The sequence below is a fragment of the Pseudomonas sp. WPR_5_2 genome (assembly GCF_003634475.1).
Classification (GTDB): domain Bacteria; phylum Pseudomonadota; class Gammaproteobacteria; order Pseudomonadales; family Pseudomonadaceae; genus Aquipseudomonas; species Aquipseudomonas izuensis.
This window is the reverse complement of record NZ_RBLA01000008.1, coordinates 217,368-242,093: the sequence shown is the minus strand read 5'-3', so window position 1 is coordinate 242,093 and position 24,726 is coordinate 217,368. Positions and strand designations below refer to the sequence as shown.

The window sequence follows — 24,726 nt, the reverse complement described above, 5'->3', positions numbered from 1 at the left end:
TTCGCGACGATGGCCGCAGGTTAGGAATTGGTTAGCTGAGGGTTATTTCCTAACCTTTATAGTTGTTAAAAAACCAATAAATAAATCCCTTATAAATCAGTATCTTACAAATTACTAACCTCAAACCTAACCATAACTAACCCTCCAAAGTTAGCTCTCAAACCCAGTAAATACGGGCGTCTCAGCAGCTCTTGGGCTGCCATTTCAAAAACTAACCCTTTTCCCGAGCCACCTCTCAAAATCCATCCCCCACTGCGCTCCAGCAGCCTTCACAAAACAGCCCACCCTTGCAGGGATTCGCAGGCTTTTTCACCCCCAGCAATGCCAGAGCAACCCCAGCCAGGCCCACGCCGAAGCAACTGCAGGGAGTGCAGAAAAAACGACACATTTAGCCCGCAGGCGTGGCGGGGGGACGACGGCGCGCGCCAGGTATAACTCATCCCAGCGAGCCGGGAGTTCGGTAAATAGGGATGGTGCGTGCAAATACGCCGAAGCAGAACTTCGTCCCTAGCCTGGTCAATGCCGATTTCCAGGACAGGAAAAACATATCGGCTGCTGGAAAGAATGTTCCCGCACGAGAGCCATACAAAAATAGATCGGCCAATTGCTGCGGGTCGCGGAGGGCTGCAGTCGCCCCCAAAGCTGTCGGTGAGCAGCGGCAGAATTCAGCAAATTGCTGAAGCACACAACCAAGCAGTTGAGCATGGAATTGGGTGTCTGCTCCTAGACATCACCTAGTAAGATCATCGTGCTAGATCGCACGCCTAGAGTCGATACTGGTCAAAAAAGGTTGTTCTAAGGCATGCTAGGGCAGAGGTATGTTAGCTTCTGAAGCTACCGTGAACCGTTCCAAACTTTGCTTTCACGAGTCGTTTGCTTCTGGTATCACGCCCAAAGCTGGATTTCTATTTATTCGATATGGAAGTTAGTGATGAATAATGTTTGTCAAATCAACGCAGTGATACCAAGCTCAGGAAAAACGACCTCAATAGAGTTAAACAATCGAAACTTAATCATTACCGGCGTTAATGGCTGTGGCAAAACACAATTCATTAATGGACTTTTTGAATACTTGTCTAAGCGTATTATTTCGCGACAGAATATAACGACTGAGCAACTCGAGCAAAACATAAATTCCTACAACTACCAACTTTCTCAAATGAACGAAGCTCATCCAAATTACCTAGCTTATTTGGGAGCACTGAAGGAAGCTCAAGCAGCACTATCTGAGGCGCAGTTGCCACCAGTAGCAATTGATAACTATGAGCAATTTACAATTGACTATCACAACCAAAGAGCTGTACTGCTCAAATTTGAGGCTACACGCCAGGCTAGCATCAGACCCTCCAGCTCTTCAAAGAGCAAAGAGACGATAAGGCAAGAAGCACTTTCTGCGCCTGATTCATCGATAGTATTTGAAGATTTTTTGGTAAGCCAAAAAACTGCCCAAGCGTTTGCTGAATCACCTAAAATAGGGAACAACCCACACGAAGCAGAATCTATTAACGCGTGGTTTGAAAAGCTTGAAAAAGACCTTCAGGAATTATTTGAAGACTCAAGCTTAAAATTGCATTTCGAGTATGAAACACAGTCATTTTACATAAGACAACAAGGAAAAGCTCAGTATCGACTTCAGCAACTTTCCTCCGGATTTTCATCAATCTTTTCAATTTACGCAACTCTACTAACTAAAATTCAGCTAAGTTCCAATGCCATTGATGATATTTATGGCGTGGTGCTAATCGATGAAATAGATGCTCACCTTCATGTGTCTCTACAGCGTAAGATTCTTTCATTTTTAACTAAATCTTTCCCAAAAATTCAGTTCATTGTTTCTACGCACTCTCCGTTTGTAGTGTCCTCTGTCAGAGATGCTGTCATCTATGACCTGTCAACTCTTGAACAGGTCGAAGACCTGTCCATGTATTCATATGAATCTATTTTGTCTGGGCTATTTAACACTGCACCGGTTTCGGAAGTAATTAAGGAAATGATAGTCGACCTTGCCGACATCATGCGATCTCCTGATATCGACATCATAAAGCTCGAACATTACATTCGTGAAATTGGCGAGCATGAACAGCACTTAGATAGCGAGTCAGCTTTCTTTGTTAAGAAGGCTAGGCTACTAATAAACAAGAACAAAAAGGAGGGGGTTTAAATGTTCAATGCTGTACGATCTCCAAATGTGCCCACCTCACTTGCAGCAAAGCAAAAGTACGACGGCAATGATGTATATACAGAGCTTTGTGAGATTTTTTTTGACAAATGCTACATTTGTGAAACCAAAGAGCCGCACGACATAAATGTCGAACACTTTCACCCTCACAAAGGCGATGTAAATAAAAAGTTTGACTGGAATAATCTCTATTTAGCCTGTAGCCGATGCAACAATATAAAGCTGGCAGAATTTGATGATATCTTGGATTGCTGCGACCATACTGCAGATGTATTTCGCGCAATTAAGCATGTCCCACCAATAACTCCATATGCTAAAACTGTCAATTTGGTATCGATGCGTTTTGATGCGAAAGTTGAATTGAGCAGACAGTTATTAGAGCGAGTATACAATAGCGATCATACAATTAATAAAAAAGTCTCAGGAGCTTTTCTTCGCCGAAAGGTTTTCGATCAATATAACCTACTCCTAGACCAAATTAATTCTTATTACAACCCCGTCTCTACGGACAGTGAAAAAGAAATAAGTTTGGAGCGCATGCAAAAGCTTATTCATAGATCCGCCCCTTACTCTGCTTTTATTAGGTGGTGCATTTTAGATGATGCGGAGCTTGGCGAGTTACTTAGTGACTTCATGGACTAATAATAGACCAAAACAATAAGAAAAAACTTAATAGTACAACCTGATGCTTACTGATCTATTGCTATTCAACGCATAGCAGTAAACCATGGGATTACAACAGTACAAGTAACGCCGCTTATGTCAAAAAGGCCGCCACACTCGACATGACTGTGGCGGCCTTTTTTTGTGGCCGGGGAAACCACGTCCCCCACACCTGGTCTACCATTACCCGGCTGCCTGGTTTCGCCGACCACCTGCCAATCAACGATTCGAATGAGAACTCTATGTGTATCGTTGAGACATAAATGGTTTTGCACAAGGAGCCGCAAATGGCCAAGTTCGGATTGATCAAATGGGTAGGGAAGGCGCTGGGCTGCATCGCTCTGCCGCTGGCGTGTGCCCTGTTTGCTACCTACGCCAAACACCATCTGCCGGGCTGGGCTTTTGCCCTGTCACTGCTGCTGGTGGTGGCTGGCTCTGTACCAGCGGTGTTGTTCTTCAACCTGTTCCGAGACAACCGCTCTCAAGCTCCAGGCAAACGCTTTGAGTTCGACGAAAAGACGACCAATGACTGGACTGGCATGTTCAGCCCATGGCGCCGCGACGAAGACGATCGCAACTAAAACCCAGTGGGGGTGAACATGAACGAGGAATTGGCTGCGGTGAACCTGCCCCAAGGCGTCCACGCTCAGGCGCTGAAGCTGCTGGCCCGCATTCAGCAGGCGCATAGTCCGGATGAGTTGTGGCGCGCGGCCGATCGCGCCGAAGGGTTCGCGCTGGGCCTCGAAACGGTCAAAGCGCTGAACCCGGCCAGTCTGGAGGGTCTGTATCTGGCGTTCGACAACGCGGCCACGGCCCGACGCCTGGAGCACGAACAGTGATTGGCGAAGGGATCCAGGAAGAAGTGCTGCGCGCCCTGGTCGAGCAGCACGCAGTGCGCGAGTGCCTGGTGGCCAAGATCGCCGGCGGCCCCGACTGGGGCCTGTCGATTCGCCTCGGCGGCAGTGGCGCACGCTGGATACCGGTGCGCTCACGGCGGGAGAAGGTGCGCACCTGGGCCAGCCTGACGGCCATTGGCCGCTTTGCCGATAACGTAGGCCTCAGTGGATTCAGTGTGGAGCTGTAACACGGCTGGGCAATCACTACCGCACACTAAACCGCCTTGGAGGGCGATTAGCGGCTGCCACTCCAAGGCGAATTCAGCGACGTCACCAGTTGAAGTAAATCAACTCGTTCGCCGGCGTACCGCCCTGCCCCCCCACCATATGTCGGAACGGCACTTCCTTCAGACGCAGCCCCGAAAACACCTCACGGATCTGCGGGTGATCATTGATAGAGACGACCATGCGCCCCTTGATCGAGGCTGCCAGATCCGCCATCACCTGGTACTGCTCGAAGGCAAAACCACCCGGGGCGTACCCGGCCGTTTCCCAGTAAGGCGGATCGAGGTAGAACAACGTGTGCGTACGATCATAGCGGCGGACGCAGTCCTTCCAGTCGAGGTGCTCGATAGTGGTCCGGGCCAGCCGCAGGTGCGCCTCGCTGAGCTTTTCCTCGATGCGCAACAGGTTCAGCCGGGGTGGCGAAGTGGTCGCTGTCCCAAAGGTACGCCCGGTTGGTTTGGCGCCGAAACATTGCTGCTGCAGGTAGAAAAACCGCGCGGCACGCTGAATGTCCGTCAGGGTTTCCGGGACCTGCATATTGGTCCATTCAAACATTTTGCGGCTGACCAACGACCAGCGAAATTGCCGTACCAGTTCCTCCAGGTGATGCGCCACCACCCGGTACAGGTTGATCACTTCGCCATCGAAGTCATTGATCACCTCCACATGACTCGGCGCCTTCATGAAGAACAATGCGGCGCCGCCGCAGAACGGCTCGACATAACATTCGTGCTCGGGAAACTCAGGCAGGATGTGTTTCGCCATACGGCGCTTTCCGCCCATCCAAGGGAAAATCGGTGTAGACATTGGTGATCCTTGTCGCTGCTAGTGGATTCGCTTAGGCTTCGCCCCCCGCGCAGTGAGGCGAAGCCTGGGGTTGGATCACTCGGACGGCTCGAGTGGTACGACGTCGAGCGGGTGTTGACGCACCGGCTCGTCGCCTCGTTTATGCAGTGTGTGGGTTACGTCCCCTCGCCCAGCTCAAACGGCTTGAAGCGAACAACCTCTTCGCCCAGCCATTCGTTGATTTGCATCAGGCGCGCTTGCAGCGGCTCCAGCTCATTCAGCCCCCAGACCTGGGCGGCCTCACGCATCGAGCCAAAGCCCCCGGAGTTCTGCGGCACGATGCCCATCAATTGCGGATAGATACGCAGGGCCGCCAGCAGATCGTCACGGCTGATGTTTTTGATCGAACCGAAATCATCCTTGGCCGCCACCTCGCTGATCGGGATCAATTGGATGCCGTCTTTCTTGCCACCGGGTGCATACATGAACAGGTTGCGAAAGTTGCCCGGGCCTTTACTGCTCTTCATCGCACCGCGTAGATCCGTGACAAAATCCTCGTTCTGCGCCGCGTCGGTCATGTAGAGAATGAAGCCGGCATGGCTGCCGTTCTGGTAATACTTGCGACGAAATAGGGTTGCAGCCTCGTTGAAGGCCCAAAGCTCAGCAATTTCCTGCTGCAGGCGGTACGCAAAGAGTCGGAAGTGATGGAGCTTTTCGCTCAACGCATGCCCGGCTACGAAGCAAAACTGCGCACCCTGCACAGCCACTGTTTTGCCTGCGAGACACCGTTCAAAGATGAGCAGAACGCCTGTGGACATTGCGGCAACAACCTACGCGGCTACATCCGCGTCGAGCGGATCAACAAGAACCACGCCCAACTGCTGGCCCTGCTCGATTGCCTGCGCCTAGTCGTTCCCCTCAGCGATCCGCAAATCAGCCACACCCGGACCCAAATCATCCGCATGGCGATCGAGCGCCAGGCCTCGATCAGTTCGGATCACCCGGTAGTGGCTGAATTTTGGGAGGTCTACGAATACCTCGAAGGCCTGGACGCAGACGGCCCCGTGGTCAACCACAGCAAGAAGGACCACACCATCGCCATCAACCTCAATGACTTCGTCAAATGCGCGGCCGAGCACCGCCAGAAGATCGCCGACATCAGCGAACTGCGGGATCGGCTGAAGGACTCCCGCTCACGGAAGCTGATCGACACCAACAAGGCCACGGACAGCGCGGTACGCGCGCACCAGGCCAAGCATTCCAACGCGGTCACCAAGCAACCCATTGTGAAGTGCTGGATTTTTAACGCGTAGGGCTGCAACCCACGCCGATCGCATAGAAAGGAGAGAACCATGCCAATTAAAACGACGCAAAAACTTGAGGATCTCGAAATGCTTTTCGCATTCGAGGGATGGGCGGAGCCACGCGGTTTCAATTTGACCAGGTCGGAAAACACGCAGTACGACCACATAGAGACCCGCTCAGCCTGGCTCGGTTTTGAAGCAGCACATGGTCCTGATGGCTGCCGTCCGACTGGGCAACAGCTGTATGCACTAATTAAGAAAAACAGCGATTACGCCCATCAGACCAACAAATTATTCCCGGTTCGAGTCAGCCAGGCGCCCTACGACGACTACGTAGTTCATGGCGGACCGGGCGGCGTGTATCGAATGCGGGACGTGAACTTTTATGTGATCGAAGACGGAAAGCAGTACCGCCTCAACTGAAACCGGCTGCAACCGGTAACCACTGAAAGGAGAGAACCATGCAACGCACCAACGAAACAGCCCATCAGAGCAGCAGGGAGTTGTGGGTCAACCTGCTCAGCACGATCGCGACCGTCGCACTAATCGGCGTCGTGGCCATGCAGGTACCTGACGTACTGATTTGGATCACCAAGTAAAGCAGTAACTGGAAGTGGTGCCGAGGGGCTGCAACCCCTCGGCACCGATCACCACTGAAAGGAGAGAACCATGCAAGCCCAAACAAACAACGATGGCGCCGCCGAGGCTATCACAGACCAAACAGCACTCACCCCAAAAAATCACATCCTAATGGAAAGCACTTTCCCAGCTTACCAATGGACCTTTTCGCCACGGAGGTGAGCAATGAGCAGTATTGAGTTTTTGACTCACGAACAAGTGTGCGAGTTAACGGCCGCCCGTACCAAGGCAGGCCAGTTGACTGTGCTGACTCGAAATGGCATCCGACATACAGTCAAACGCAATGGATGGCCTTGCGTGACCACATCCGCGTTGATTGATAGCAAGCTGGTTGAATCGACGCTGCCTAACGCCTGGCAGCCAAGGAAAGCGCTTTAAATGGGACGTAAACCGTCAAAACCGGCCAGCATTGCCCGGCTAAGAAAACGTAAACAGCGTAGTGGGACTGTTTATTACTACTACGACACCGGCTCGAAGCCGCGCCGTGAAATTCCACTCGGCTCCGATTACGGGCTGGCCATCCTCGAGTACGCGAAGCTGGAAAAAACGCGAGTTTCCGCAGCACTGGCGAGAACTGTAATCACTTTCGATTACGTGGCCGACCTTTACATGAAGGAAGTTGCTCCCACAAAGGCGCCCGCGACCCAAAAGGACAATGCGCGGGAGTTGAAGCAACTGCTGGTGTTCTTCAACGACCCCCCCGCCCCCCTAGAGGCCATTGAGCCAGTGCATGTGCGACAGTATTTGCGGTACCGCTCAAAAACAGCACCGGTGCGAGCAAACCGTGAAAAGGCGCTGCTCAGTTCAATCTGGAATTTCGCTCGCCAGAGTGGCTACACAGCCCTGGCCAACCCTTGCTCAGGAGTGAAAGGCAATAAAGAGCGGGGTCGGGACGTCTACATCGAAGATGAATTGCTGCTGAAAGTATATGAAAGCGCCGAGCAGCCACTGCGTGACGCACTGGATCTGTTCTATCTCACTGCCCAGCGTATTGCTGACACGCTAAAGATGGACGAGCGTGATATCCGCGATGGCCAGCTCGCTGTTCAACAGGGAAAAACCAGCGCAAAGCGACGGATTGAGATAGTCGGCGAACTGAAAGTTGTGATCGATCGAATTCTGGCGCGTAAGTCCGGGTACAAAATTCGCTCCACCCGCCTAGTGGTGATGGAAAACGGCCAACCAATGACAACCAGTATGCTCAGAAAGCGATTTGATGATGCTCGCGAAGCCGCCGGCATTGAAAAAGCGGACTTTCAAATGCGCGACTTAAGAGCAAAGGCAGCGACCGATAAAGAAGAATCGACAGGAAACATACGCGCAGCCCGAGACCAGCTTGGACACACTACCGTGGGCATGACAGAGCAATACATTCGCATGCGCAAAGGCATGAAAGTGACGCCTACAAAGTGACCAACGGTCAGAATTGCGGAGCAACGATTTATTTTTGCGGAGCAAAAAATTAAGGGCTTGCATGAGGTTTCTCACGCAAGCCCTTGATATTCATGGTGCCCGAAGCCGGAATCGAACCGGCACGCCCTTACGAGCGGGGGATTTTAAGTCCCATGCGTCTACCAGTTTCGCCATTCGGGCGGTAGCGCGGTGAATCAGAGGGGGGAAATATATACATCCCTTCCCGGTGAAGCAAGGTCGCAGGTGCTATTTTCAAGACTAAATTTTGCAGATCCTGAAAATAAAAAACTTCGTAAATCATGGACCTACAACGCTTTTTTACGGTGCAACCGCCTGATACCCGGCGCACGTGCCCGGCTACGCCACTTCACACCTGCTCAAGCCGCTTGTCAGCCCAATCGACATGCCAATAAACCTTTGAAACCAAGGTGTTTCAATTGTTTATCAAGAACCTGTTTTCAAACGAAAATTGCGAGGCTGGTTAACGTCAGATCCTTATCTATCATGGGAATCTGCGGCGGCGATTTTTCGCAATGCATTGCCAACCGCATTATCCTTGTAACTATCATCGAACCCGTTTGAATTGGCGTCGGCAGGCCATTGTCGGAGCCATTTAAGGCCTTATGAATGAAGTCTTCCGCGAAGCGCTCACCCAATGCCTCCCAGCACAAGGAGCTGACGCCCAGTACCCTTCCCTTCCCCGTGGTCGGTATTGGCGCCTCCGCTGGCGGACTGCAAGCGTTGAAGTCGTTTTTTGAACAAATGCCCGCAGACAGCGGCATGGCCTTTGTCGTCATTCTTCATTTGTCACCCGATCACCAAAGCGTCGCGGACCGGATCATTCAGGAAGTCACCCGAATGCCGGTGCGCCAGGTGAGCGATACGATTGGCATTGAAAAAAACACGGTGTACGTCATCTCGCCGGCCCATGACCTGGCGATGAATGATGGCTATCTTTGCGTGACCCACTCGAATCGCCCGCCAGGTGCGCATATCGCCATTGATCTGTTCTTCAGGGACCTGGCGGATGTGCACAGGGAACGCGCCTTTTGCGTGGTGCTCTCGGGCACTGGCTCCGATGGTGCGGTGGGTCTGTCGCGGATCAAGGAGCAAGGCGGCATCACACTGGTCCAGGCCCCGGAAGACGCCGAATTCGACGGTATGCCGCGGGCGGCCATCGACACGCAGATGGTCGATCTCGTGCTGCCTGTCGTGGAGATGCCGCAAAAATTGCTGGAGCTGTGGCACAACTCGCAAGCCATCACCCTGCCGACCGCCAATGACCCGGAAATCAATGTCGCACCCCCCACCACCGAGCGGGACGCCGCCGTAGCCGAACAACGGTTGCAGGACATTTTGCAGCAGCTACGCGTGGGCACTGGCCATGACTTCAAGCACTACAAACGTGCGACGGTGCTGCGCCGTATCGAACGCCGCCTGCAAGTGACCGCGCAACCGGACCTGGCTGCTTACTACGACTACCTGCAAGCCCACCCGGAAGAAACCAAGGCATTGCTGGGTGACATGCTGATCGGCGTCACCAATTTCTTTCGTGATCGCGAAGCGTTCGAAGCGCTGGAACGTGAAGTGATTCCGAATCTGATCAGTTCGCTGCGGGATACCCAGCCGCATCGAGAAGAAATTCGTGTCTGGTCCGCCGGCTGCTCGACGGGTGAAGAAGCCTATAGCCTGGCAATCCTGTTGAACGATCAGCTGACGCTGCAAGCCAGTGCGGCCAGGTTGCAAGTCTTCGCCACCGACATCGACGATCGCGCCATTGCCTACGGTCGTGCCGGCGTCTACCCCGAAGCGATCATCACCGACGTTCCGCCATCGCACATGCGCCAATACTTCACGCGGGAGAATCAGCACTATCGCGTGCGCAAGGAGATCCGCGAAAGGGTGCTGTTCGCCAAACACAGCCTGTTGCTGGATCCGCCGTTCTCGCAGATTGACCTGATCGTCTGCAGAAACCTGTTGATCTACCTGGACCGCGACGTGCAGCGCGACATCATGCAGATGTTCCATTTTGCCTTGAGGCCGGGTGGCTACCTATTTCTGGGGACATCCGAGTCCGCCGACGGCTGCCTGGACCTGTTTACCCCGGTGGACAAGCGTAACCGTATCTTCCGCGCCAAAAGCGTATCGACCAGCGCCCGGCGCGCGCCGGCCATGCCTCGGGGTGGCTATGCACGCACCACCGTTGTCGCCAACCCGGCAGAAACGACGTCGGCGCGCAAAGTCTCTTTCGCTGATATCCACCTGCGAGCGCTGGAAAAGGCCGCACCGCCAAGCATCATTGTCGATAACAACGCCAACATCCTGCACATGAGTGAAGGCGCCGGGCGTTTCCTGCGGTACGTGGCCGGTGAAATTTCCCGTAACTTGCTGACGCTGGCTCATCCGGACCTGCGCCTGGAAATCCGCACCACCCTGTTCCAGGCCAATCAGGCAGGCGTACCGGTCACTTCCCGTAAAGTCCGCTTCGAACGTGAACAGAACAACTATCTGCTCGACCTGACCGCGCACCCCTTCAAGGATGAACAGACAGAAAACGAATACGTGCTGGTGATCTTCGAGGAACGGCGAGTCGACCCTCAAGACCTGCTGGAAATCGTCGCCAACCAGACTGAAAACCAGATGTTGGTCAATCTCGAGCATGAGTTGCAGCGTACCAAGCTGCACTTGCAGGAGACGATCGAGCAGTCAGAAGTCTCCAGCGAGGAACTCAAGGCTTCGAACGAAGAAATGCAGGCCATCAACGAAGAGCTGCGTTCGGCCACCGAAGAACTGGAAACCAGCAAGGAAGAACTGCAATCGATCAACGAAGAGCTGTTGACGGTCAATTACGAGCTCAAGAGCAAGGTTGAAGAAACCGACAAGATCAACGACTACCTCACCAACCTGATTGCCTCCACCGACATCGCGACCGTATTCGTCGATCGCAACATGCGCATTCGCTGGTTCACCCCGCGGGCCACGGATATTTTCAGCATGTTGCCCGTCGATACCGGGCGCTCGTTGCTGGACATCACCCATCGCCTCGATTATCCGGAAATGGCCGAAGACGCGGCGACTGTGTTCGACTCGCTGAACATGATCGAGCGCGAAGTCAGCAGCAACGACCAGCGCTGGTACATCGCCCGGCTATTGCCCTATCGATCCAGCGAGGATCACATCGACGGCACGGTACTGACCTTTATCGACATCACCAAGCGTCGTACGGCGGAAGATGAACTGCGCCTGGGCGAAGAGCGCATGCGCCTGGTGGCCGAAAGCACCCACGATTTTGCCATCATCCTTCTGGATGAACATGGCGTGATCACCGACTGGAACACCGGTGCCGAGCTGATCTTCGGTTACGCCAAGCCGGAAGTGCTCGGCACCTATTACGACCTGATCTTCACACCCGAAGATCGTGCCTCGGGCGCGCCTGAATCAGAGTTGCGCGCTGCCCGCGAACAAGGACGCGGCGAAGACGAACGCTGGCACCTGCGCAAGGATGGCAGCCGCTTTTATTGCAGTGGTGAGATCACGCTGCTCAAGGGAGAGAACCTCAAGGGCTACGTGAAGATTGCCCGCGACCTGACCGGTCACAAGCGCATGCATGACGAACAAAGCCAGCAACTCGCCGAAACCCAGACCAGCAGCCACCTCAAGGACGAGTTCTTTGCGGTGATGTCCCACGAACTCAAGCACCCGCTCAATCTCATACAGCTCAATGCCGAACTGCTGCGACGCCTGCCCCTCACCAAAACCGTCGGGCCGGCCATGAAAGCCGTGAACACCATCTGCGATGCCGTCGCCAGTCAGGCGCGGATCATCGACGATCTGCTGGACGTCGCCCGGGTGCGCACCGGCAAACTCAAGCTGAAAAAACAGGCGGTAGACCTGGGGCGGATTCTCCAGGACATCTACACCGTGGTGATCAATGACCAACATCCCTGCGAAGTCACGCTGCGCGTACCGCAACCACCCGAACCACCGCTGGTGGTGGATGCCGACAGCACGCGCCTGGAACAGATTATCTGGAACCTGGTGAACAACGCGCTGAAACTCACGCCCAAGGATGGCCGTGTCGATCTGGTTGCCCGTCGAGTCGACGACATGGCACGCCTGGACGTCATCGACAGCGGTGTGGGACTTGATAAGGACAGCCTGCACAAGGTATTTGACCTCTTCAGCCAGGCGGAGAGCCAGCATGCCAGCCATCAGCGTGAAGGCCTGGGCATTGGCCTGTCGCTGGTGCGACAACTGGCAGAGGCGCACGGCGGCTCGGTGGAAGTACAGTCCGACGGCATTGGTTGTGGCTGCACCTTTACCATCCGGTTACCGCTTTCCCAGCCCTCGCAGCAGCCCAGTGAGCAACCGGTCATTTCGGAACAGGGACGTCTTGTGGGTCAGAAAGTGCTGCTGGTGGAAGACTCCAGAGACGTCATAGAGGTCCTGCAAATGCTGCTGGAAATGGAGGACGCCCATGTCGAAGCCTTCAGCGACCCACTGCAAGCCCTGCAGGCGGCGAAGGACAGTAACTATGACGTGATCATTTCGGACATCGGGATGCCGGCCATGGATGGTCATCAGTTCATCCAGGCCATCCGACAGATCTCCCAGCTGAAACACACCCCCGCCATTGCCCTGACAGGCTATACCAACAGCAATGACCAGAGAAAAGCCAAGCAATCGGGATTCAACTACCACGTGAGCAAGCCGGTTTCCCACGATGACTTCATCGACATCATCGACGAGGCTTGTAACGCACGGCCTTATTGATTCATCCCGCAAGCTACCGACAAGGCGGCCGCGGGGATGATCTTCGAGTAACCGTCCGGCAACCATGACAAAGGCCGATCCGAATCCCGGATCGGCCTTTTTCTTTATGTTTTTCCCCTGGCCAGCAACGCGCGTTTTGGCTCAAGTCCACTTCATGTTTCGCTTCCAGTAGACCGGGTGCCCCGATAGCTGCAACCAACCCTCGTATTCCCCCCTCGTGCCGAGGGGGATCACCCCGCCTTTGAGCCAGCAGAATCAACGTGAGCCTATCGCTCAACCGACGGGTCCTGAGGACGCCAGAACGGGTGGGTGCGAGCCAGGATTGCGGCACTGAAACAAGCGGTTTCACAACGCTCTGCCGTCTGCGCGCGCTCCGTCTGCGCTGTCGAGAAACAGGGACGTACCGCCAACACCTTCGTTGGCAATCACGCCATTGGAGCAAGCAAGTCATGAAACAACTGACCCCGCTGGACGCCCAGTTTTTCTATTCCGATGCCCCTCATCAACCCATGGTGATTGGCAGCCTGTGGATCTGCGACCAGCGCAGCGCGCCGAATGGACTGGTTCGGCACAAAGACATCAATGGCTATTTCAGCAGCCGGCTGAGCAGCACGTCACTGTTCCGCCGACGCCTGCAGCACGCACCCTTTCGACTGGACGACCCGTACTGGGTGGAGGACAAGAGTTTCGACCTGGAGTATCACATCCGCCACGTCGGTCTGCCGCAACCCGGCGACTGGCGCCAGTTGTGCATCTTCACCGCGCGCGCCATGTCGCGCACTCTGGATATGGAACGCGCGCCCTGGGAACTGACCATTATCGAGGGCCTGAACAATATCGAAGGCGTGCCGCCGGGCAGCTTCGCCCTGCTGCTGCGCTTCCATCACTCCTACATCGATGGCAAGGCCGGCATCGAGATCAACAACCTGTTAATGAGTGATCAGCCGGAATTCGACGAGAACACCTACCGTCAGCCCTTTGGCGAGCGCATGCCGAGCCGCGCACAGATGTGGGCCAGGACCGTTCCGCGCCTGGCGACCCAACCCTTGCGCAGTCTGCGCGCCAGTGTCGGCATGAGCAAAGCGAGCCTGCGTTTGATCCGCAGGATGCGCGGCGAGGACAGACCCACGCAGAAACGCATTCCCACGACACTGTTCAATACTCAGGTGTCCCCGCACCGAACGTTCGGCGGACTGTCATGGAAGATCAGCGAGCTCAAGCAGGTACGCCGCTGCGCCGAGGGTGCCACGCTGAATGACGTCATCATCGCCATCATTGGTGGCGGGCTGCGCCTCTACCTGCAGCGCCGCGAGGCATTGCCGGACACCGAATCACTGGTTGCGCTGTGCCCGGTGGCAATGCCGCCCGATCAGGACCAGCGCCAGACCGGCAACCTGCTCTCCGGCATGCTGATCGGCGTCGGCACCGATATCGAGGACCCTGTCGAGCGATTGCAGGCAATTCTCGAACGCACGCGATCAGGCACCGGGCTGGCGCGGGAAGTGGTGCATGAACTGATCGTTGGCGCAGGTGACCTGGTGCCGGCACCGATGCGCATGCTCGGCGGCTGGATGGGGACTCAACTGCGCTATACCGGCAAGTACCACCTGGCAAACACCCTGATTACCAACGTGCCCGGCCCCACCGGCGGTACCGATCGCAAATACGTTGCCGGCGCCGAACTACTGGCGCTGTACCCGATCCCCCCGGTATTCGATGGCATGGCGCTGTGCCATGGCATTACCAGCCTCTACGGCGAACTCATTCTTGGCGTGGTCAGCGATCGCAATGTATTGCCCGACATGGACGTCTACATCGACTGCATCCAGCAATCTACCGAGCAATACCTGGCCCTGGGGCGCCAGTCAGCGCAATCGCCGGCTCCGAAAGCGGGTCCGCAGTCACCGCGCAAACGGGCGCCCGCCGCGACACCCGGCACTGAGGAGCCTTCCCCATGACCGGCGCCACCCCCGGCTCGCCCAATCGCCCTGGCGCAATAGAGAGAATCAACATGTTCAGGCCCAAGTCACCCACCGCTCAATTGCTGGCAAACATGAAGCGTGCCCGGAACTATGAAGAGTGGGCCAAACACGCCGGCGCACTGGATCAGCAGAGCGGCATGGACGATTGGCGCGAAAATGAAGTCTGCAATGACTATGACTACCGCACTGTGCGCCAACGGATGGAACGACTGCGCGACCTGCGCACCACCGGCGCCTGGACTCATCTGATGTTCACCCTCAACGAGGGCATCCATGGCAATCTGGCCGGGATGGGCAAGGCAACCCTGTACAGCCATGCTCACATGGGCACCAAGCATCTGATCCACCAGTACATCGAAGAAGTCTGTCTGTCCCTGGAGGCCATTGATGACCTTGGCGATGAGGAGATTTCGCTGGAGGAACGCCGGGACTTCTTCGTTCGCGCCAGCCACTGCTTCGGTCGTTCGGCACTGATGCTCAGCGGTGGCGCTATGCTCGGCTACTTCCACGTAGGGGTGCTCAAGGCGCTCCTTGAACAGGACCTGCTGCCAAGAATCATTTCCGGCTCCAGTGCCGGCTCGCTGGTAGCAGCCATCGTCTGCACGCACAGACCCGATGAATTGCTCGATCACCTGCAACCCGAACGGCTGACCATGACGTTCGACAACACCGCAGCGAAGCGACGCTCGCGCCTGCCGTCAGTCCTGAAAGCCGAGGACATCGCCCGCTACGTGCAACGCCTGATTCCAGACCTGACCTTTGCCGAAGCCTACACCGTCAGCGGGCGTCACCTGAACATAACGGTGACCGGGTTGGAGCCGCAGCAGGCTCCACGTCTGTTGAATGCCATTACCGCGCCCAATGTGCTGGTCCGTTCGGCCATCCAGGCCTCGGGTGCCGTCACGGGCATCTTCCCGCCGGTCACCCTGCAAGCAAAGGATGCCGCCGGCCAGCAAGTGCCGTACCTGCCGGAACAACGCTGGATCGACGGTTCCTTTATTGATGATCTTCCTGCCAAGCGCCTGGGGCGGCTGTATGGCGTCAACCACTTCATTTCCAGCATGGCCAATCCGGCGGCGTTGCTTTTCACACCTAACCCCAATGCCCATCCCGGCCTGTTTAAAATTGCAGTGGAGCAACAGATTCGCCTGGGCAAAGGTATCGCCACCCACCTGCTGCGCCTGTGCAGGAATCATCTACGCATCCGCAATCCCACCCTGGCCCGCTGGCAGCATCTTGGTTACAACATGCTGGTGCAGGACTACACCGCCGATATCAACATCTTTGTCAGCAAACGCTGGCACAGCCCGCTCAAACTGCTGTCGCCGTTACCTCTGCCCCAGATGCGACAACGGGTGCATGAAGGTGAGCAGGCGACTTGGGAGCGTATGGAAATGGTGCGCAGTTGCACCGCAATCAGCAGAACCCTGGATCAAATCCTGACCCGCCGCGGCTGGCATGGCTGATCACCTGTGCGCGGCCCATTCACATTCCACGACTTGAAGGACAGTGGTCGACCCGGCGGTGCTCTGCCGGGACGGTCGCTGCGGATCAACTACGACTTCATAGCCAACGACATTGCCTTGAGCACTTGGTCTGGACTCAATTCATACTGCTTTATGGCTTTAGCGAGTGCTGTGTTTGCAGTGATCAATCCCGCATTAAGGCCTGATATCGCCGCTTGTAGCGAACCCACTTTGGCTTTCATCTCTTCAGGACTCAAACGGTTATCTGCCATCACCGCCTGCATTTGAGCCAATTTCTCAGCGATCTGCTGCTGCAACTTGCGGATCATTTTCAAAATATGCTGAATGTCATTCGGCAATCCGCTTTCTTCGATATCACGGTTTTTGCCGCTGGGGCCGGAAGCTTTCTGAATGCCAGCACCGGACAGGGACACCTTGATGCCTTCTGTTGCCGCAGGGGGTGTTAATGCCGATGGCGTTACCTTTGAGTCATCGCCCTTTTCTGCTTTGGTGAGATTCAACATCGAAGCCAGCCCGCTATTCCCTGAGGCAAGCGTATCTATGGTGGACATTCGGGGGCACTCCTTGCTGTTGATCGGATACCGGGTTATCGGCCGTCGGGGCAAGAGGTTGACGGGTGCGAGGAAAACCCAGGTTGCCCCTAAAAATCCACGCCCCCTGGAAATGATCCATTGCAGGAGCGAGCTTGCTCCCGATAGTCGTTAACGATGCCGCGTGTTTACTGACTAAACGCAGCGCACTTGAGTCCATCGCGAGCAAGCTCGCTCCTACACAACTCACTTTTTCACAGGCAATAAAAAACCCCGTAGATCATCGATCTACGGGGTTGTTTATAGTGGAGGCCGAGGGAGGAATCGAAGAAAAAAATCGCTAGCGACCTGAAGGTTTTGAAACTGTGAATTTCTAGCCATGGTTTTGGCTACAACGGTTCGGAGAGTTCGGATAGATTTCCTGGAGGCACATCAATGAGGTAATTTGAAATGATTAAAACGTTGTACTGGTCGCTCTATGTTTTGCCGCTTCTGGCTTTGCTTGCGGTCGCCATCCCGGCCTTTGTTGAGTGGAACCAAGCTAAATCTGATTGCGCACATGAACTGCTCCGGCACCCGCTGACCACCACCTGTACCCCATAACCTAAGGTACGTGACACCTAAGTGGCCCGCTTTATGCGGGCCTCATGCTTAAGAGAAATCATGGAAATAACAGAGCAGCAACTACAGCGCATCATGCCCAACGCCCGTCGCCAAGCGGGCGTTTTTGTATCCGTCCTCAATGTCGCCATACCAACAGGCAAATCGTATCCATCGTGTTGCGCGCATCCCACGAACGGGTGGCGGCCACCCGCTCACACAGAACGGGCGTAGCCTTGATGGTCTTGCTGATCCGCCCCGAGACCCGTTTGGACAAGCCGAGACTCGGCAACAGCGCCAGGATGTTTGACGGCGCCATGTGAATCAGGCCATCCATCCAGTTCAGAGCGATCTGGGTTTTCATCAACTGTGAGGCCACCATGGTGACCACGCGCCTGCAAGGATGGGCCGGAGTCAGGCAACGCATCGGCTCTCGGGCGTAGGGTGTCCGTGAGGTGCAGTACTGGCCGGGCTTAGGGGCACCGGTGTCTCGCGGGATCCGCATGTACTCGTCGGCCCACTCGTCGATCTAGAAGTCTGGGGCGGGGCGCAGCCAACGGAAATAGTTCTCACGGTAAACCTTTGAACCGTCAGGAATTTCCGTGTACATGGATTTAGTCCGGTGTCATGGCGTGCTCAAGATCCGCTGAAGACAGGCGTTCGCCCCCCTCCAGCATTCGACGGAACGCCCTGCCGCGCCGGACCGCAAACTCCGTTTTGCTGCTTACAGTCATGATTGAACCTCCTGTTCACCGGGTGTTCACCCATTCACTTCAGTTCACTAAGCTGGTGAAACAGTTCGCTAACACAGCCCCGCGGGTTTCCTACCCCGTGTCAGATAGAAAGCCTCAGGGTCCCTCGGCAGTTCAGCCAGACTCAGGCAATATCCCATCAGACTCATCTGAAAGTCACAAAGCTATTGCCGGCCACGGCCCACAACCACCAGGGAGAGGTACCGAATTGCTGAACGTTAAACCCGCCAAGGCTTTTTTCATAAAATTGGGTGAAAAAGGAGAATGGGAAAAGGATTGCATCGAGACCGGAATCTTGAGGATTGGATATCGAGAGGTCCCTCATGAGCACTGCACGAGTGGGGATTGGGATGCAGCTCGAGATTCATTCCCTATAAGCTCAGATCCAGGTAGCGTGACGCGGCACATCAACCAGGTGCGGCAATTTTATCAAGAGCCTGAGTCAACGCTTTGGATCACATTCTTTTCTGATCGCCTTTGGTGGTGTTTCGCTACACCAGTAATTGAGCAACTGTCAGACAGAACCAAAATCCGCCCTGTTTCTGGGGAATGGTGTGACACGGATAACAACGGCAAAACGCTAATCAAAGGACATCTGAGTGGGAAGCTCTTAGCCGTACAGAGTTTCCAAGGCACAATCTGCGCAGTCAGGCAGCTCGACTATTTGATTCACAAAATCATGGGGACATCCGAACCTCACGTGGCAGAGGCTCAATTAGCTGTCGATAATCTGGTTGCCGCGGTCATTCCCATCATAAAAAATCTGCATCCCAAGGACCTTGAAACACTGACAGACCTCATTTTTCGGCAAGCCGGTTGGCAACGGACGGGAGTCGCTGGCGAGGTAGAAAAAGACATTGACCTGGAACTGTTATCTCCCATCACAGATGAGCGAATTGCCGTACAGGTAAAGTCGAAAGCGTCAGCTTCGGTTTATCGCTCCTATCAAGACAAATTTGCGGACATGAGAGGTTTTTCACACTTCTACTTCGTAACCCACTCGCCAGATGCGAGCCTGAAGTCGCTTGCCGAAGTAAGCACTGACGGTTCATTCATTTTTTGGGGACCAGAGAAACTAGCATTACAAGCAGTACGGAACGGGCTCGTGGGCTGGCTGATAGATAGAGCGTCGTAACCCGCAGCAGGCTGCCTACGTGTTATCGGTCGATACTGACTTGATAACACCTAGCCGCTTGGCAGCCCAGCGTTCGTACAACCCAATGGCAACGTCTGTACAGGCCATTGCCGTCAGGCACCCCAAGGCACCCGCTGCCACAATCGACACACCTGCGGCATGTAGCAACATCATTGTCGACAGGCCACAAACGACACAGGCACCGGACCTCAACGCCAGGCGTCGCATCAAAGCCCAGCCCCGGACACCCGCTTTATCTGCTCTCCACATCTCACCAGAAACACCGCCGATCAGTGACAGTACGATCACCATCCAGACGGGCATATCCGCCAGAGCTTGTTGTTCATTCGTCATTGTTCATCCGATATCCAATTGGCATTGAAGCTGGAATTAGTCGTTGAGTTTTTGGGTTGCTGATAACGGGCCTAAGGCCGTAGTCTCAAGGCTTCCCCCCTTTTCCAGCAAGGTTTCCAATGGAAGTGAAAGCAGAATACGTGTGGGCGCTCATTCCTATCGTCTTGACCTATTACAGCATCAGCGGCAAGCGCCTCGACGACTTCAAAGTCTTCTGTATCTGGTCAGGCTTGGCTGTGTTGATTTTCTGCCATGCCCACAGCCTTTACCTTTTAGCAATCAGCACAGAGCCGTATACGTTGTTCCGAATCCTCACACTCAACGTTGCCGCTACCGGAATGGTGGTCCTGCTGTGCATTGCCGTATTTTTCAAAAAATACCTGCGTGCCGAGTTTGACCAGGATTAATTCGGGCAATAAAAAACCCGACGCTATGGTCGGGTTTTTCTGTCTGTGCGTGGTGCTTTCCAAATAGCAAATTGTAATCCTCTTGTTCGGTCGATCGCGTAAAGCCCCTGCAATCGGCCATGACCAGTCATTTCAGCCCCCTTTTTCACAACATAAAGTGATCGGAACACAATGGAAATAATCGACGAAGGCTTCGTGCGCCAGATGGATGACAAATTAATGGCGCAAGACGTGAAGCTGCACGCTCGCCCCTTCCAGGTCGCGATTGAATGGATGCGCGAAAAAAATATTACCGGTGATGTCTTCGACAAGAGCACCTTTGAACCCCTAATGGTGACCTACAAACGGCTCTATCCAAGCGGCGACTTTTCGATTTCTGCTTTGCTTACTGGAGGGGTTGCGTTACGCGACGTCATGTATCCCGCTCGTGTGCATGTAGGGTATGGCCAGGTAACGATTGATCCGCTCGAGTGCATTGAAATTGAGCGCGAAGAGCTAGAGCTGGTTTTCCAACATTATCCAGATCAAGGATGGCGGGCGCTCTATGGGGTATGCGACCTTTGGGGTTTCGGCTATGGCGTAGATGACCTCATTCGAAGCGGATCTCCAGCTACTGACCTACTGAAAAATGCACGATCCTCGGTTGCCGCTACGCCACGAATTCTATCCGCAGATCTAGACCTTGATGCAGCAGTTCAAACTGCCTGTCTTACAGCAGAGTTGGCAATGAAGGCGGCGCTCATTCATCTTGGCTGCACCGAAGAGAGGGTCAGAAAACTTTCACATCACTTGACTAAACTGGCCGATGAGTTAATTGCCACCAAGCCAGCGTCCTCGGATGATCGGTTACGGAAAGCTTGCGCTAAATTCCCGAATTACGTCGAAACACGCTATGCGCCGCATGGGCTAACTCGCTTAGAACTTATGGCTCTTGCCATGCGGGCCCAATTCGTAGCTGCCGATGCTATACGCAGAATATCGCAACGTAATCTGGCAGGAACCGTGGAGGGGCAGCCAGAGTTCCCTTCTCGTCTCGAACCATAGCAGCGCGAGCTTCCATCTGGCCTACCAGGCATCAGATAGGTTGCGTTCAACTGGGGTGGAGAAGTCCACAATCAAAGGGATCCACCCCACCTTTACCTTACAGTTGCGGAAACGATCCAAAAAACTGCGGAAACTTTCACTTTCCTGAGGGCAATAAAAAACCCCGTAGATCATCGATCTACGGGGTTGTTTATAGTGGAGGCCGAGGTCGGAATCGAACCGGCGTAGGCGGATTTGCAATCCGCTGCATAACCATTTTGCTACTCGGCCTCAAAACATTTGCTGTCAGTAGCGCGACATCAAACGTGTGCAAACTTGGAGCGGGAAACGAGACTCGAACTCGCGACCCCGACCTTGGCAAGGTCGTGCTCTACCAACTGAGCTATTCCCGCGTCTTGGTGTGGCGCATTCTATAGATTCCAGAAGCCCCGTCAACCCTTTGATTCAAAAAAGTTTTATTTCTTTTCAACGTCGGTCTTCAGATGCGGCCAGGCAGCCCGCAAGTATTGGACCATGGACCACAACGTCAGGCCTGCGGACACCATCAGCAAGGCATAACCCAACAACACCCAGAAGCTGAAATCCGACGGATTGGCCAGCAGGATCACCAGCGCCAGCATCTGCGCGGCGGTTTTCCATTTGCCCAGGTTCGACACGGCCACATGGGCACGGGCGCCGAGTTCGGCCATCCATTCACGCAGCGCGGAGACCACGATCTCGCGACCGATGATGACGGCAGCCGGCAGCGTGAGCCACAGGTTCCCGTGTTCCTGCACCAGCAGCACCAGTGCAACGGCAACCATCAATTTGTCGGCAACCGGATCGAGAAAAGCCCCGAACGGTGTGCTTTGCTCCAGACGGCGGGCCAGATACCCGTCCAGCCAGTCCGTGGCAGCGGCAAATGCGAAGACCGAGGCTGACGCCAGGTAGCTCCATTGGTAAGGCAGGTAGAACAGTAAAATGAAGATCGGTATGAGCAGGACGCGTAGAACGGTAATCAGATTAGGGATATTCATCGGCACAACTGGCTACGAGGTGAGGTGGCATTCTACTCGCTGTGCAGATTTGCATAAATCAACTCTGCGAGCTTTTTACTGATCCCGGGTGCTTTGGCGATCTCTTCGATGCTGGCACGAGACAGCTCCTGCAATCCACCAAAATGTTTCAACAAATCGCGCCGACGTGTCGGCCCGACACCGGCAATGCCTTCAAGCGTAGACGTTCGACGGGTTTTGCCGCGGCGGGCGCGGTGCCCGGTAATGGCGAAGCGGTGAGCTTCGTCACGAATCTGCTGGATCAAATGCAGCGCGGGGGAATCACCGCGCAAGGTGAATTCATGGGCAGCGTCATTGAGGTACAGGGTTTCGAAACCGGCCTTGCGTGTCGCCCCCTTGGCCACGCCAAGGAGGATCAGATCCGGCACCGCCAGTTCATTGAGCACGTCGCGGGCCATGGACAGCTGCCCCTTGCCGCCATCCACCAGCAGGATATCCGGCAGCTTGCCCTCCCCGTCCTTCAACTTGCTGAAGCGTCGGGTCAGCGCCTGATGCATCGCTGCATAGTCATCCCCGGCCGTCACGCCTTCGATGTTGTAGCGACGGTAGTCGGACTTGATCGGACCTTCAGGGCCGAACACCACACAGGACGCCACGGTTGCCTCGCCGCTGGAGTGACTGATGTCGTAGCACTCGAGGCGCTGTGGCGGTTCGTCGAGTTTCAGCACGTCGGCCAGCGCATCGAAGCGTGCCGTGATGTGCTGTCGATTCGCCAGGCGCGCACCCAGTGCCTGCTCGGCATTGGTCACCGCCAGTTGCTGCCAGCGTGCTCGCGTGCCGCGCACCCGGTGACTGATGGTCAATTCGCGACCACGCAGCTCTTCGATGGCGGCAATCAGGGTCGGGAAATCTTCGTGGACCACGTTGACGATCAGTTCGCTGGGCAAGTCGCGCTCAGGACTGCTGATGAAGTACTGGCCAAGAAACGCCGCCATGACTTCGGAAACGTCCTCTTCGATACCGACCTGCGGGAAGAAGTTCTTGCTTCCCAGCACCCGCCCGCCACGCACGCTGATCAAGTGGACGCAGGCACCGCCCGGGTTGACGAACGCTGCGATCACATCGACGTCACCTGTCCCGCCTTCCATGCTCTGCTGGTCCTGGACCCGCCGCAGCAGCGAGATCTGATCGCGCAATTCGGCGGCACGCTCGAACTCCAGGTTGACCGCGGCCTCTTCCATGGCAGCCGACAACTCATCGGTCAGCGCGTTGCTGCGACCTTCGAGGAACATCACCGAGTGCCGCACGTCTTCGGCATAAACCTCGGGCTCCACAAGACCGACACAAGGCGCCTTGCAACGCTTGATCTGGTATTGAAGGCAAGGTCGTGTACGGTTCTTGTAATAGCTGTCCTCGCACTGGCGAACGAAAAACGTCTTTTGCAGCAGGCTCAGGCTTTCACGAATCGCACCGGCGCTGGGATAAGGACCGAAATACTTGCCCTTGGCCTTTTTCGCACCGCGATGAATGCTCAAGCGCGGGAACTGGCCATCGGAAAGAAACACATAGGGGTAGGATTTGTCGTCCCGCAACAGGATGTTGTACGGCGGACGCCATTCCTTGATCAGCGTCTGCTCAAGCAGCAGCGCTTCGGTTTCATTGGCCGTGATGGTCGTTTCGACCTGCGCGATACGTGCCACCAGCGCGGCGGTCTTGGGTGCCAGGCCGGTTTTGCGGAAGTAACTCGACAGGCGATTCTTGAGGTTCTTGGCCTTGCCGACGTACAGCAGGCGTGCGTCGCTGTCGAACATGCGATACACACCGGGGCGCCCACTGACGGTTGAGAGAAAGGCACCTGGATCGAAGGTATCAGTCATTTTCAGAGGCTGGCATCAACCATGCCGTGACGAACCGCCAGCAGCGTCAACTCGACATCACTGCTGATCGAAAGCTTTTCGAAAATTCGGTAACGGTAGGTGTTCACGGTTTTTGGCGACAGGCACAGTTTGTCGGAAATGATCTGGACCTTCTGGCACCCGACAATCATCAACGCAATCTGGATTTCCCGCTCGGACAAGGCGTCGAAGGGTGAGTCATTGGTCGGCTGGAAGGACTTGATCGCCAGTTGCTGGGCAATCTGCGGACTGATGTAGCGCTGCCCGGCGAACACCAGGCGGATGGCCTGGACCATTTCCGGCAAACCCGCACCCTTGGTCAGGTATCCCGCTGCACCGGCTTGCAACAATCGAGTCGGAAACGGATCTTCCTCACACACCGTTACCGCGACGACTTTGATATCAGGATGACTGCGCAACAGTTTTCGAGTGGCTTCAAGACCGCCGATCCCCGGCATCTTGACGTCCATCAAGACCACATCGGGTTTAAGCTCACGCGCCTTGAGCAGGGACTCTTCCCCCGATTCCGCCTGGCCGACAACCTGCAGGCCATCAATGTCAGCCAACATTCGTGTAATGCCTGTACGAACGAGATCATGGTCATCGACCACTAGCACCCTAATCAAGCAGACACCTCGCGATATGGTCTTATTGAGTTGCCGACACC

21 protein-coding genes, 3 tRNA genes and 4 pseudogenes are annotated in these 24,726 nt (G+C 55.1%); 17 read left to right on the top strand and 11 right to left on the bottom strand.

Annotation, left to right across the window (positions count from 1 at the left end):
* Positions 1–931: 931 nt before the first annotated feature.
* From BJ917_RS26555 to BJ917_RS26535, 5 genes are all read left to right on the top strand, one after another.
* Positions 932–2,161: an AAA family ATPase gene (locus BJ917_RS26555; RefSeq protein ID WP_158602493.1), complete on the top strand. Its 1,230-nt coding sequence runs from the start codon at positions 932–934 to the stop codon at positions 2,159–2,161.
* Positions 2,162–2,821 carry an HNH endonuclease gene (locus tag BJ917_RS26550; RefSeq protein ID WP_121105398.1) on the top strand — a complete coding sequence of 220 codons (660 nt, stop codon included), beginning with the start codon at positions 2,162–2,164 and terminating at the stop codon, positions 2,819–2,821.
* Positions 2,822–3,129: 308 nt separating this feature from the next.
* A complete protein-coding gene (locus BJ917_RS26545; protein WP_121105396.1) occupies positions 3,130–3,423 on the top strand; it encodes a hypothetical protein in 294 nt (97 codons plus the stop codon).
* 18 nt (positions 3,424–3,441) lie between these two features.
* Entirely contained in the window at positions 3,442–3,681 is a 240-nt protein-coding gene (locus tag BJ917_RS26540; RefSeq protein WP_121105395.1) for a hypothetical protein, read from the top strand.
* Entirely contained in the window at positions 3,678–3,926 is a 249-nt protein-coding gene (locus BJ917_RS26535) for a hypothetical protein (RefSeq protein ID WP_121105393.1), read from the top strand. The genes BJ917_RS26540 and BJ917_RS26535 overlap by 4 nt, the downstream gene beginning before the upstream one ends.
* Before the next feature lie 82 nt (positions 3,927–4,008).
* Here the strand turns inward: BJ917_RS26535 and BJ917_RS26530 are convergent, their stop codons facing one another.
* On the bottom strand, positions 4,009–4,770 hold the full coding sequence (locus BJ917_RS26530; RefSeq protein ID WP_121105391.1) for a DNA adenine methylase: 762 nt from the start codon (positions 4,768–4,770) through the stop codon (positions 4,009–4,011).
* A 155-nt stretch (positions 4,771–4,925) separates the two neighbouring features.
* Positions 4,926–5,402: pseudogene (locus BJ917_RS26525) on the bottom strand (phage portal protein); the annotation flags it as partial.
* Here BJ917_RS26525 and BJ917_RS26520 point away from each other — a divergent pair.
* The 5 genes and pseudogenes from BJ917_RS26520 to xerC all read left to right on the top strand — a co-directional run.
* Positions 5,394–6,062, top strand: a pseudogene (locus tag BJ917_RS26520) (bifunctional DNA primase/helicase); the annotation flags it as partial. The pseudogenes BJ917_RS26525 and BJ917_RS26520 overlap by 9 nt on opposite strands.
* 39 nt (positions 6,063–6,101) lie before the next feature.
* The gene (locus BJ917_RS26515) at positions 6,102–6,476 is read left to right on the top strand and encodes a hypothetical protein (protein ID WP_121105389.1); all 375 of its coding nucleotides are present in this window, start codon (positions 6,102–6,104) and stop codon (positions 6,474–6,476) included.
* Between the two features lie 38 nt (positions 6,477–6,514).
* Positions 6,515–6,652: a hypothetical protein gene (locus tag BJ917_RS31935; protein ID WP_158602492.1), complete on the top strand. Its 138-nt coding sequence runs from the start codon at positions 6,515–6,517 to the stop codon at positions 6,650–6,652.
* Positions 6,653–6,857: 205 nt separating this feature from the next.
* Complete coding sequence (locus BJ917_RS26510; RefSeq protein ID WP_121105387.1) at positions 6,858–7,070, top strand: DUF4224 domain-containing protein; 213 nt, start codon at positions 6,858–6,860, stop codon at positions 7,068–7,070.
* Entirely contained in the window at positions 7,071–8,105 is a 1,035-nt protein-coding gene (gene xerC, locus BJ917_RS26505) for a tyrosine recombinase XerC (RefSeq protein ID WP_121105385.1), read from the top strand. It abuts the gene before it with no gap.
* A gap of 93 nt (positions 8,106–8,198) precedes the next feature.
* On the opposite strand, the gene BJ917_RS26500 is transcribed toward xerC, so the two are convergent.
* Positions 8,199–8,285, bottom strand: a tRNA-Leu gene (locus tag BJ917_RS26500).
* Between the two features lie 447 nt (positions 8,286–8,732).
* Here BJ917_RS26500 and BJ917_RS26495 point away from each other — a divergent pair.
* From BJ917_RS26495 to BJ917_RS26485, 3 genes are all read left to right on the top strand, one after another.
* On the top strand, positions 8,733–12,878 hold the full coding sequence (locus tag BJ917_RS26495) for a CheR family methyltransferase (protein WP_121105383.1): 4,146 nt from the start codon (positions 8,733–8,735) through the stop codon (positions 12,876–12,878).
* Between the two features lie 449 nt (positions 12,879–13,327).
* Complete coding sequence (locus BJ917_RS26490; protein WP_121105381.1) at positions 13,328–14,836, top strand: wax ester/triacylglycerol synthase family O-acyltransferase; 1,509 nt, start codon at positions 13,328–13,330, stop codon at positions 14,834–14,836.
* Positions 14,833–16,326 (top strand): DUF3336 domain-containing protein, encoded by a 1,494-nt coding sequence (locus tag BJ917_RS26485; protein WP_121105379.1) that lies wholly within the window; start codon positions 14,833–14,835, stop codon positions 16,324–16,326. The genes BJ917_RS26490 and BJ917_RS26485 overlap by 4 nt, the downstream gene beginning before the upstream one ends.
* A gap of 89 nt (positions 16,327–16,415) precedes the next feature.
* On the opposite strand, the gene BJ917_RS26480 is transcribed toward BJ917_RS26485, so the two are convergent.
* The gene (locus tag BJ917_RS26480; RefSeq protein ID WP_121105377.1) at positions 16,416–16,898 is read right to left on the bottom strand and encodes a hypothetical protein; all 483 of its coding nucleotides are present in this window, start codon (positions 16,896–16,898) and stop codon (positions 16,416–16,418) included.
* Positions 16,899–17,540: 642 nt separating this feature from the next.
* Between BJ917_RS26480 and BJ917_RS32870 the strand changes: the two are divergent.
* A pseudogene (locus tag BJ917_RS32870) lies at positions 17,541–17,630 on the top strand (glycoside hydrolase family 19 protein); the annotation flags it as partial.
* Between the two features lie 13 nt (positions 17,631–17,643).
* On the opposite strand, the pseudogene BJ917_RS26465 reads toward BJ917_RS32870, so the two are convergent.
* A pseudogene (locus BJ917_RS26465) lies at positions 17,644–18,087 on the bottom strand (phage terminase large subunit family protein); the annotation flags it as partial.
* Between the two features lie 350 nt (positions 18,088–18,437).
* On the opposite strand from BJ917_RS26465, the gene BJ917_RS26460 reads away from it, so the two are divergent.
* Entirely contained in the window at positions 18,438–19,364 is a 927-nt protein-coding gene (locus BJ917_RS26460; RefSeq protein WP_121105373.1) for a restriction endonuclease, read from the top strand.
* Positions 19,365–19,379: 15 nt separating this feature from the next.
* Here BJ917_RS26460 and BJ917_RS26455 read toward each other — a convergent pair whose 3' ends face one another.
* Positions 19,380–19,718, bottom strand: a complete 339-nt coding sequence (locus BJ917_RS26455) for a phage holin family protein (RefSeq protein WP_121105371.1) — start codon at positions 19,716–19,718, stop codon at positions 19,380–19,382.
* A 119-nt stretch (positions 19,719–19,837) separates the two neighbouring features.
* Between BJ917_RS26455 and BJ917_RS26450 the strand changes: the two genes are divergently transcribed.
* Both BJ917_RS26450 and BJ917_RS26445 read left to right on the top strand, forming a co-directional pair.
* Positions 19,838–20,125, top strand: a complete 288-nt coding sequence (locus BJ917_RS26450; protein WP_121105369.1) for a hypothetical protein — start codon at positions 19,838–19,840, stop codon at positions 20,123–20,125.
* A 171-nt stretch (positions 20,126–20,296) separates the two neighbouring features.
* A complete protein-coding gene (locus BJ917_RS26445; protein WP_121105367.1) occupies positions 20,297–21,169 on the top strand; it encodes a HEPN domain-containing protein in 873 nt (290 codons plus the stop codon).
* 196 nt (positions 21,170–21,365) lie between these two features.
* Here BJ917_RS26445 and BJ917_RS26440 read toward each other — a convergent pair.
* The 5 genes from BJ917_RS26440 to uvrY all read right to left on the bottom strand — a co-directional run bounded on the left by BJ917_RS26440 (position 21,366) and on the right by uvrY (position 24,685).
* A tRNA-Cys gene (locus tag BJ917_RS26440) sits at positions 21,366–21,439 on the bottom strand.
* Positions 21,440–21,485: 46 nt separating this feature from the next.
* Positions 21,486–21,561, bottom strand: a tRNA-Gly gene (locus BJ917_RS26435).
* A 63-nt stretch (positions 21,562–21,624) separates the two neighbouring features.
* Entirely contained in the window at positions 21,625–22,185 is a 561-nt protein-coding gene (gene pgsA, locus BJ917_RS26430; protein WP_096511841.1) for a CDP-diacylglycerol--glycerol-3-phosphate 3-phosphatidyltransferase, read from the bottom strand.
* Positions 22,186–22,217: 32 nt separating this feature from the next.
* Positions 22,218–24,041 (bottom strand): excinuclease ABC subunit UvrC, encoded by a 1,824-nt coding sequence (uvrC, locus tag BJ917_RS26425; protein WP_121105365.1) that lies wholly within the window; start codon positions 24,039–24,041, stop codon positions 22,218–22,220.
* Between the two features lie 2 nt (positions 24,042–24,043).
* Complete coding sequence (gene uvrY / locus BJ917_RS26420) at positions 24,044–24,685, bottom strand: UvrY/SirA/GacA family response regulator transcription factor (protein WP_008015884.1); 642 nt, start codon at positions 24,683–24,685, stop codon at positions 24,044–24,046.
* Between the last annotated feature and the right edge of the window lie 41 nt (positions 24,686–24,726).

Coding starts and splice junctions, on each gene's coding strand:
- BJ917_RS26555 (WP_158602493.1), top strand. CDS start 932: ATGAATAATGTTTGTCAAATCAACGCAGTGATACCAAGCTCAGGAAAA.
- BJ917_RS26550 (WP_121105398.1), top strand. CDS start 2,162: ATGTTCAATGCTGTACGATCTCCAAATGTGCCCACCTCACTTGCAGCA.
- BJ917_RS26545 (WP_121105396.1), top strand. CDS start 3,130: ATGGCCAAGTTCGGATTGATCAAATGGGTAGGGAAGGCGCTGGGCTGC.
- BJ917_RS26540 (WP_121105395.1), top strand. CDS start 3,442: ATGAACGAGGAATTGGCTGCGGTGAACCTGCCCCAAGGCGTCCACGCT.
- BJ917_RS26530 (WP_121105391.1), bottom strand. CDS start 4,770: ATGTCTACACCGATTTTCCCTTGGATGGGCGGAAAGCGCCGTATGGCG.
- BJ917_RS26515 (WP_121105389.1), top strand. CDS start 6,102: ATGCCAATTAAAACGACGCAAAAACTTGAGGATCTCGAAATGCTTTTC.
- BJ917_RS31935 (WP_158602492.1), top strand. CDS start 6,515: ATGCAACGCACCAACGAAACAGCCCATCAGAGCAGCAGGGAGTTGTGG.
- BJ917_RS26510 (WP_121105387.1), top strand. CDS start 6,858: ATGAGCAGTATTGAGTTTTTGACTCACGAACAAGTGTGCGAGTTAACG.
- xerC (WP_121105385.1), top strand. CDS start 7,071: ATGGGACGTAAACCGTCAAAACCGGCCAGCATTGCCCGGCTAAGAAAA.
- BJ917_RS26495 (WP_121105383.1), top strand. CDS start 8,733: ATGAAGTCTTCCGCGAAGCGCTCACCCAATGCCTCCCAGCACAAGGAG.
- BJ917_RS26490 (WP_121105381.1), top strand. CDS start 13,328: ATGAAACAACTGACCCCGCTGGACGCCCAGTTTTTCTATTCCGATGCC.
- BJ917_RS26485 (WP_121105379.1), top strand. CDS start 14,833: ATGACCGGCGCCACCCCCGGCTCGCCCAATCGCCCTGGCGCAATAGAG.
- BJ917_RS26480 (WP_121105377.1), bottom strand. CDS start 16,898: ATGTCCACCATAGATACGCTTGCCTCAGGGAATAGCGGGCTGGCTTCG.
- BJ917_RS26455 (WP_121105371.1), bottom strand. CDS start 19,718: ATGACGAATGAACAACAAGCTCTGGCGGATATGCCCGTCTGGATGGTG.
- BJ917_RS26450 (WP_121105369.1), top strand. CDS start 19,838: ATGGAAGTGAAAGCAGAATACGTGTGGGCGCTCATTCCTATCGTCTTG.
- BJ917_RS26445 (WP_121105367.1), top strand. CDS start 20,297: ATGGAAATAATCGACGAAGGCTTCGTGCGCCAGATGGATGACAAATTA.
- pgsA (WP_096511841.1), bottom strand. CDS start 22,185: ATGAATATCCCTAATCTGATTACCGTTCTACGCGTCCTGCTCATACCG.
- uvrC (WP_121105365.1), bottom strand. CDS start 24,041: ATGACTGATACCTTCGATCCAGGTGCCTTTCTCTCAACCGTCAGTGGG.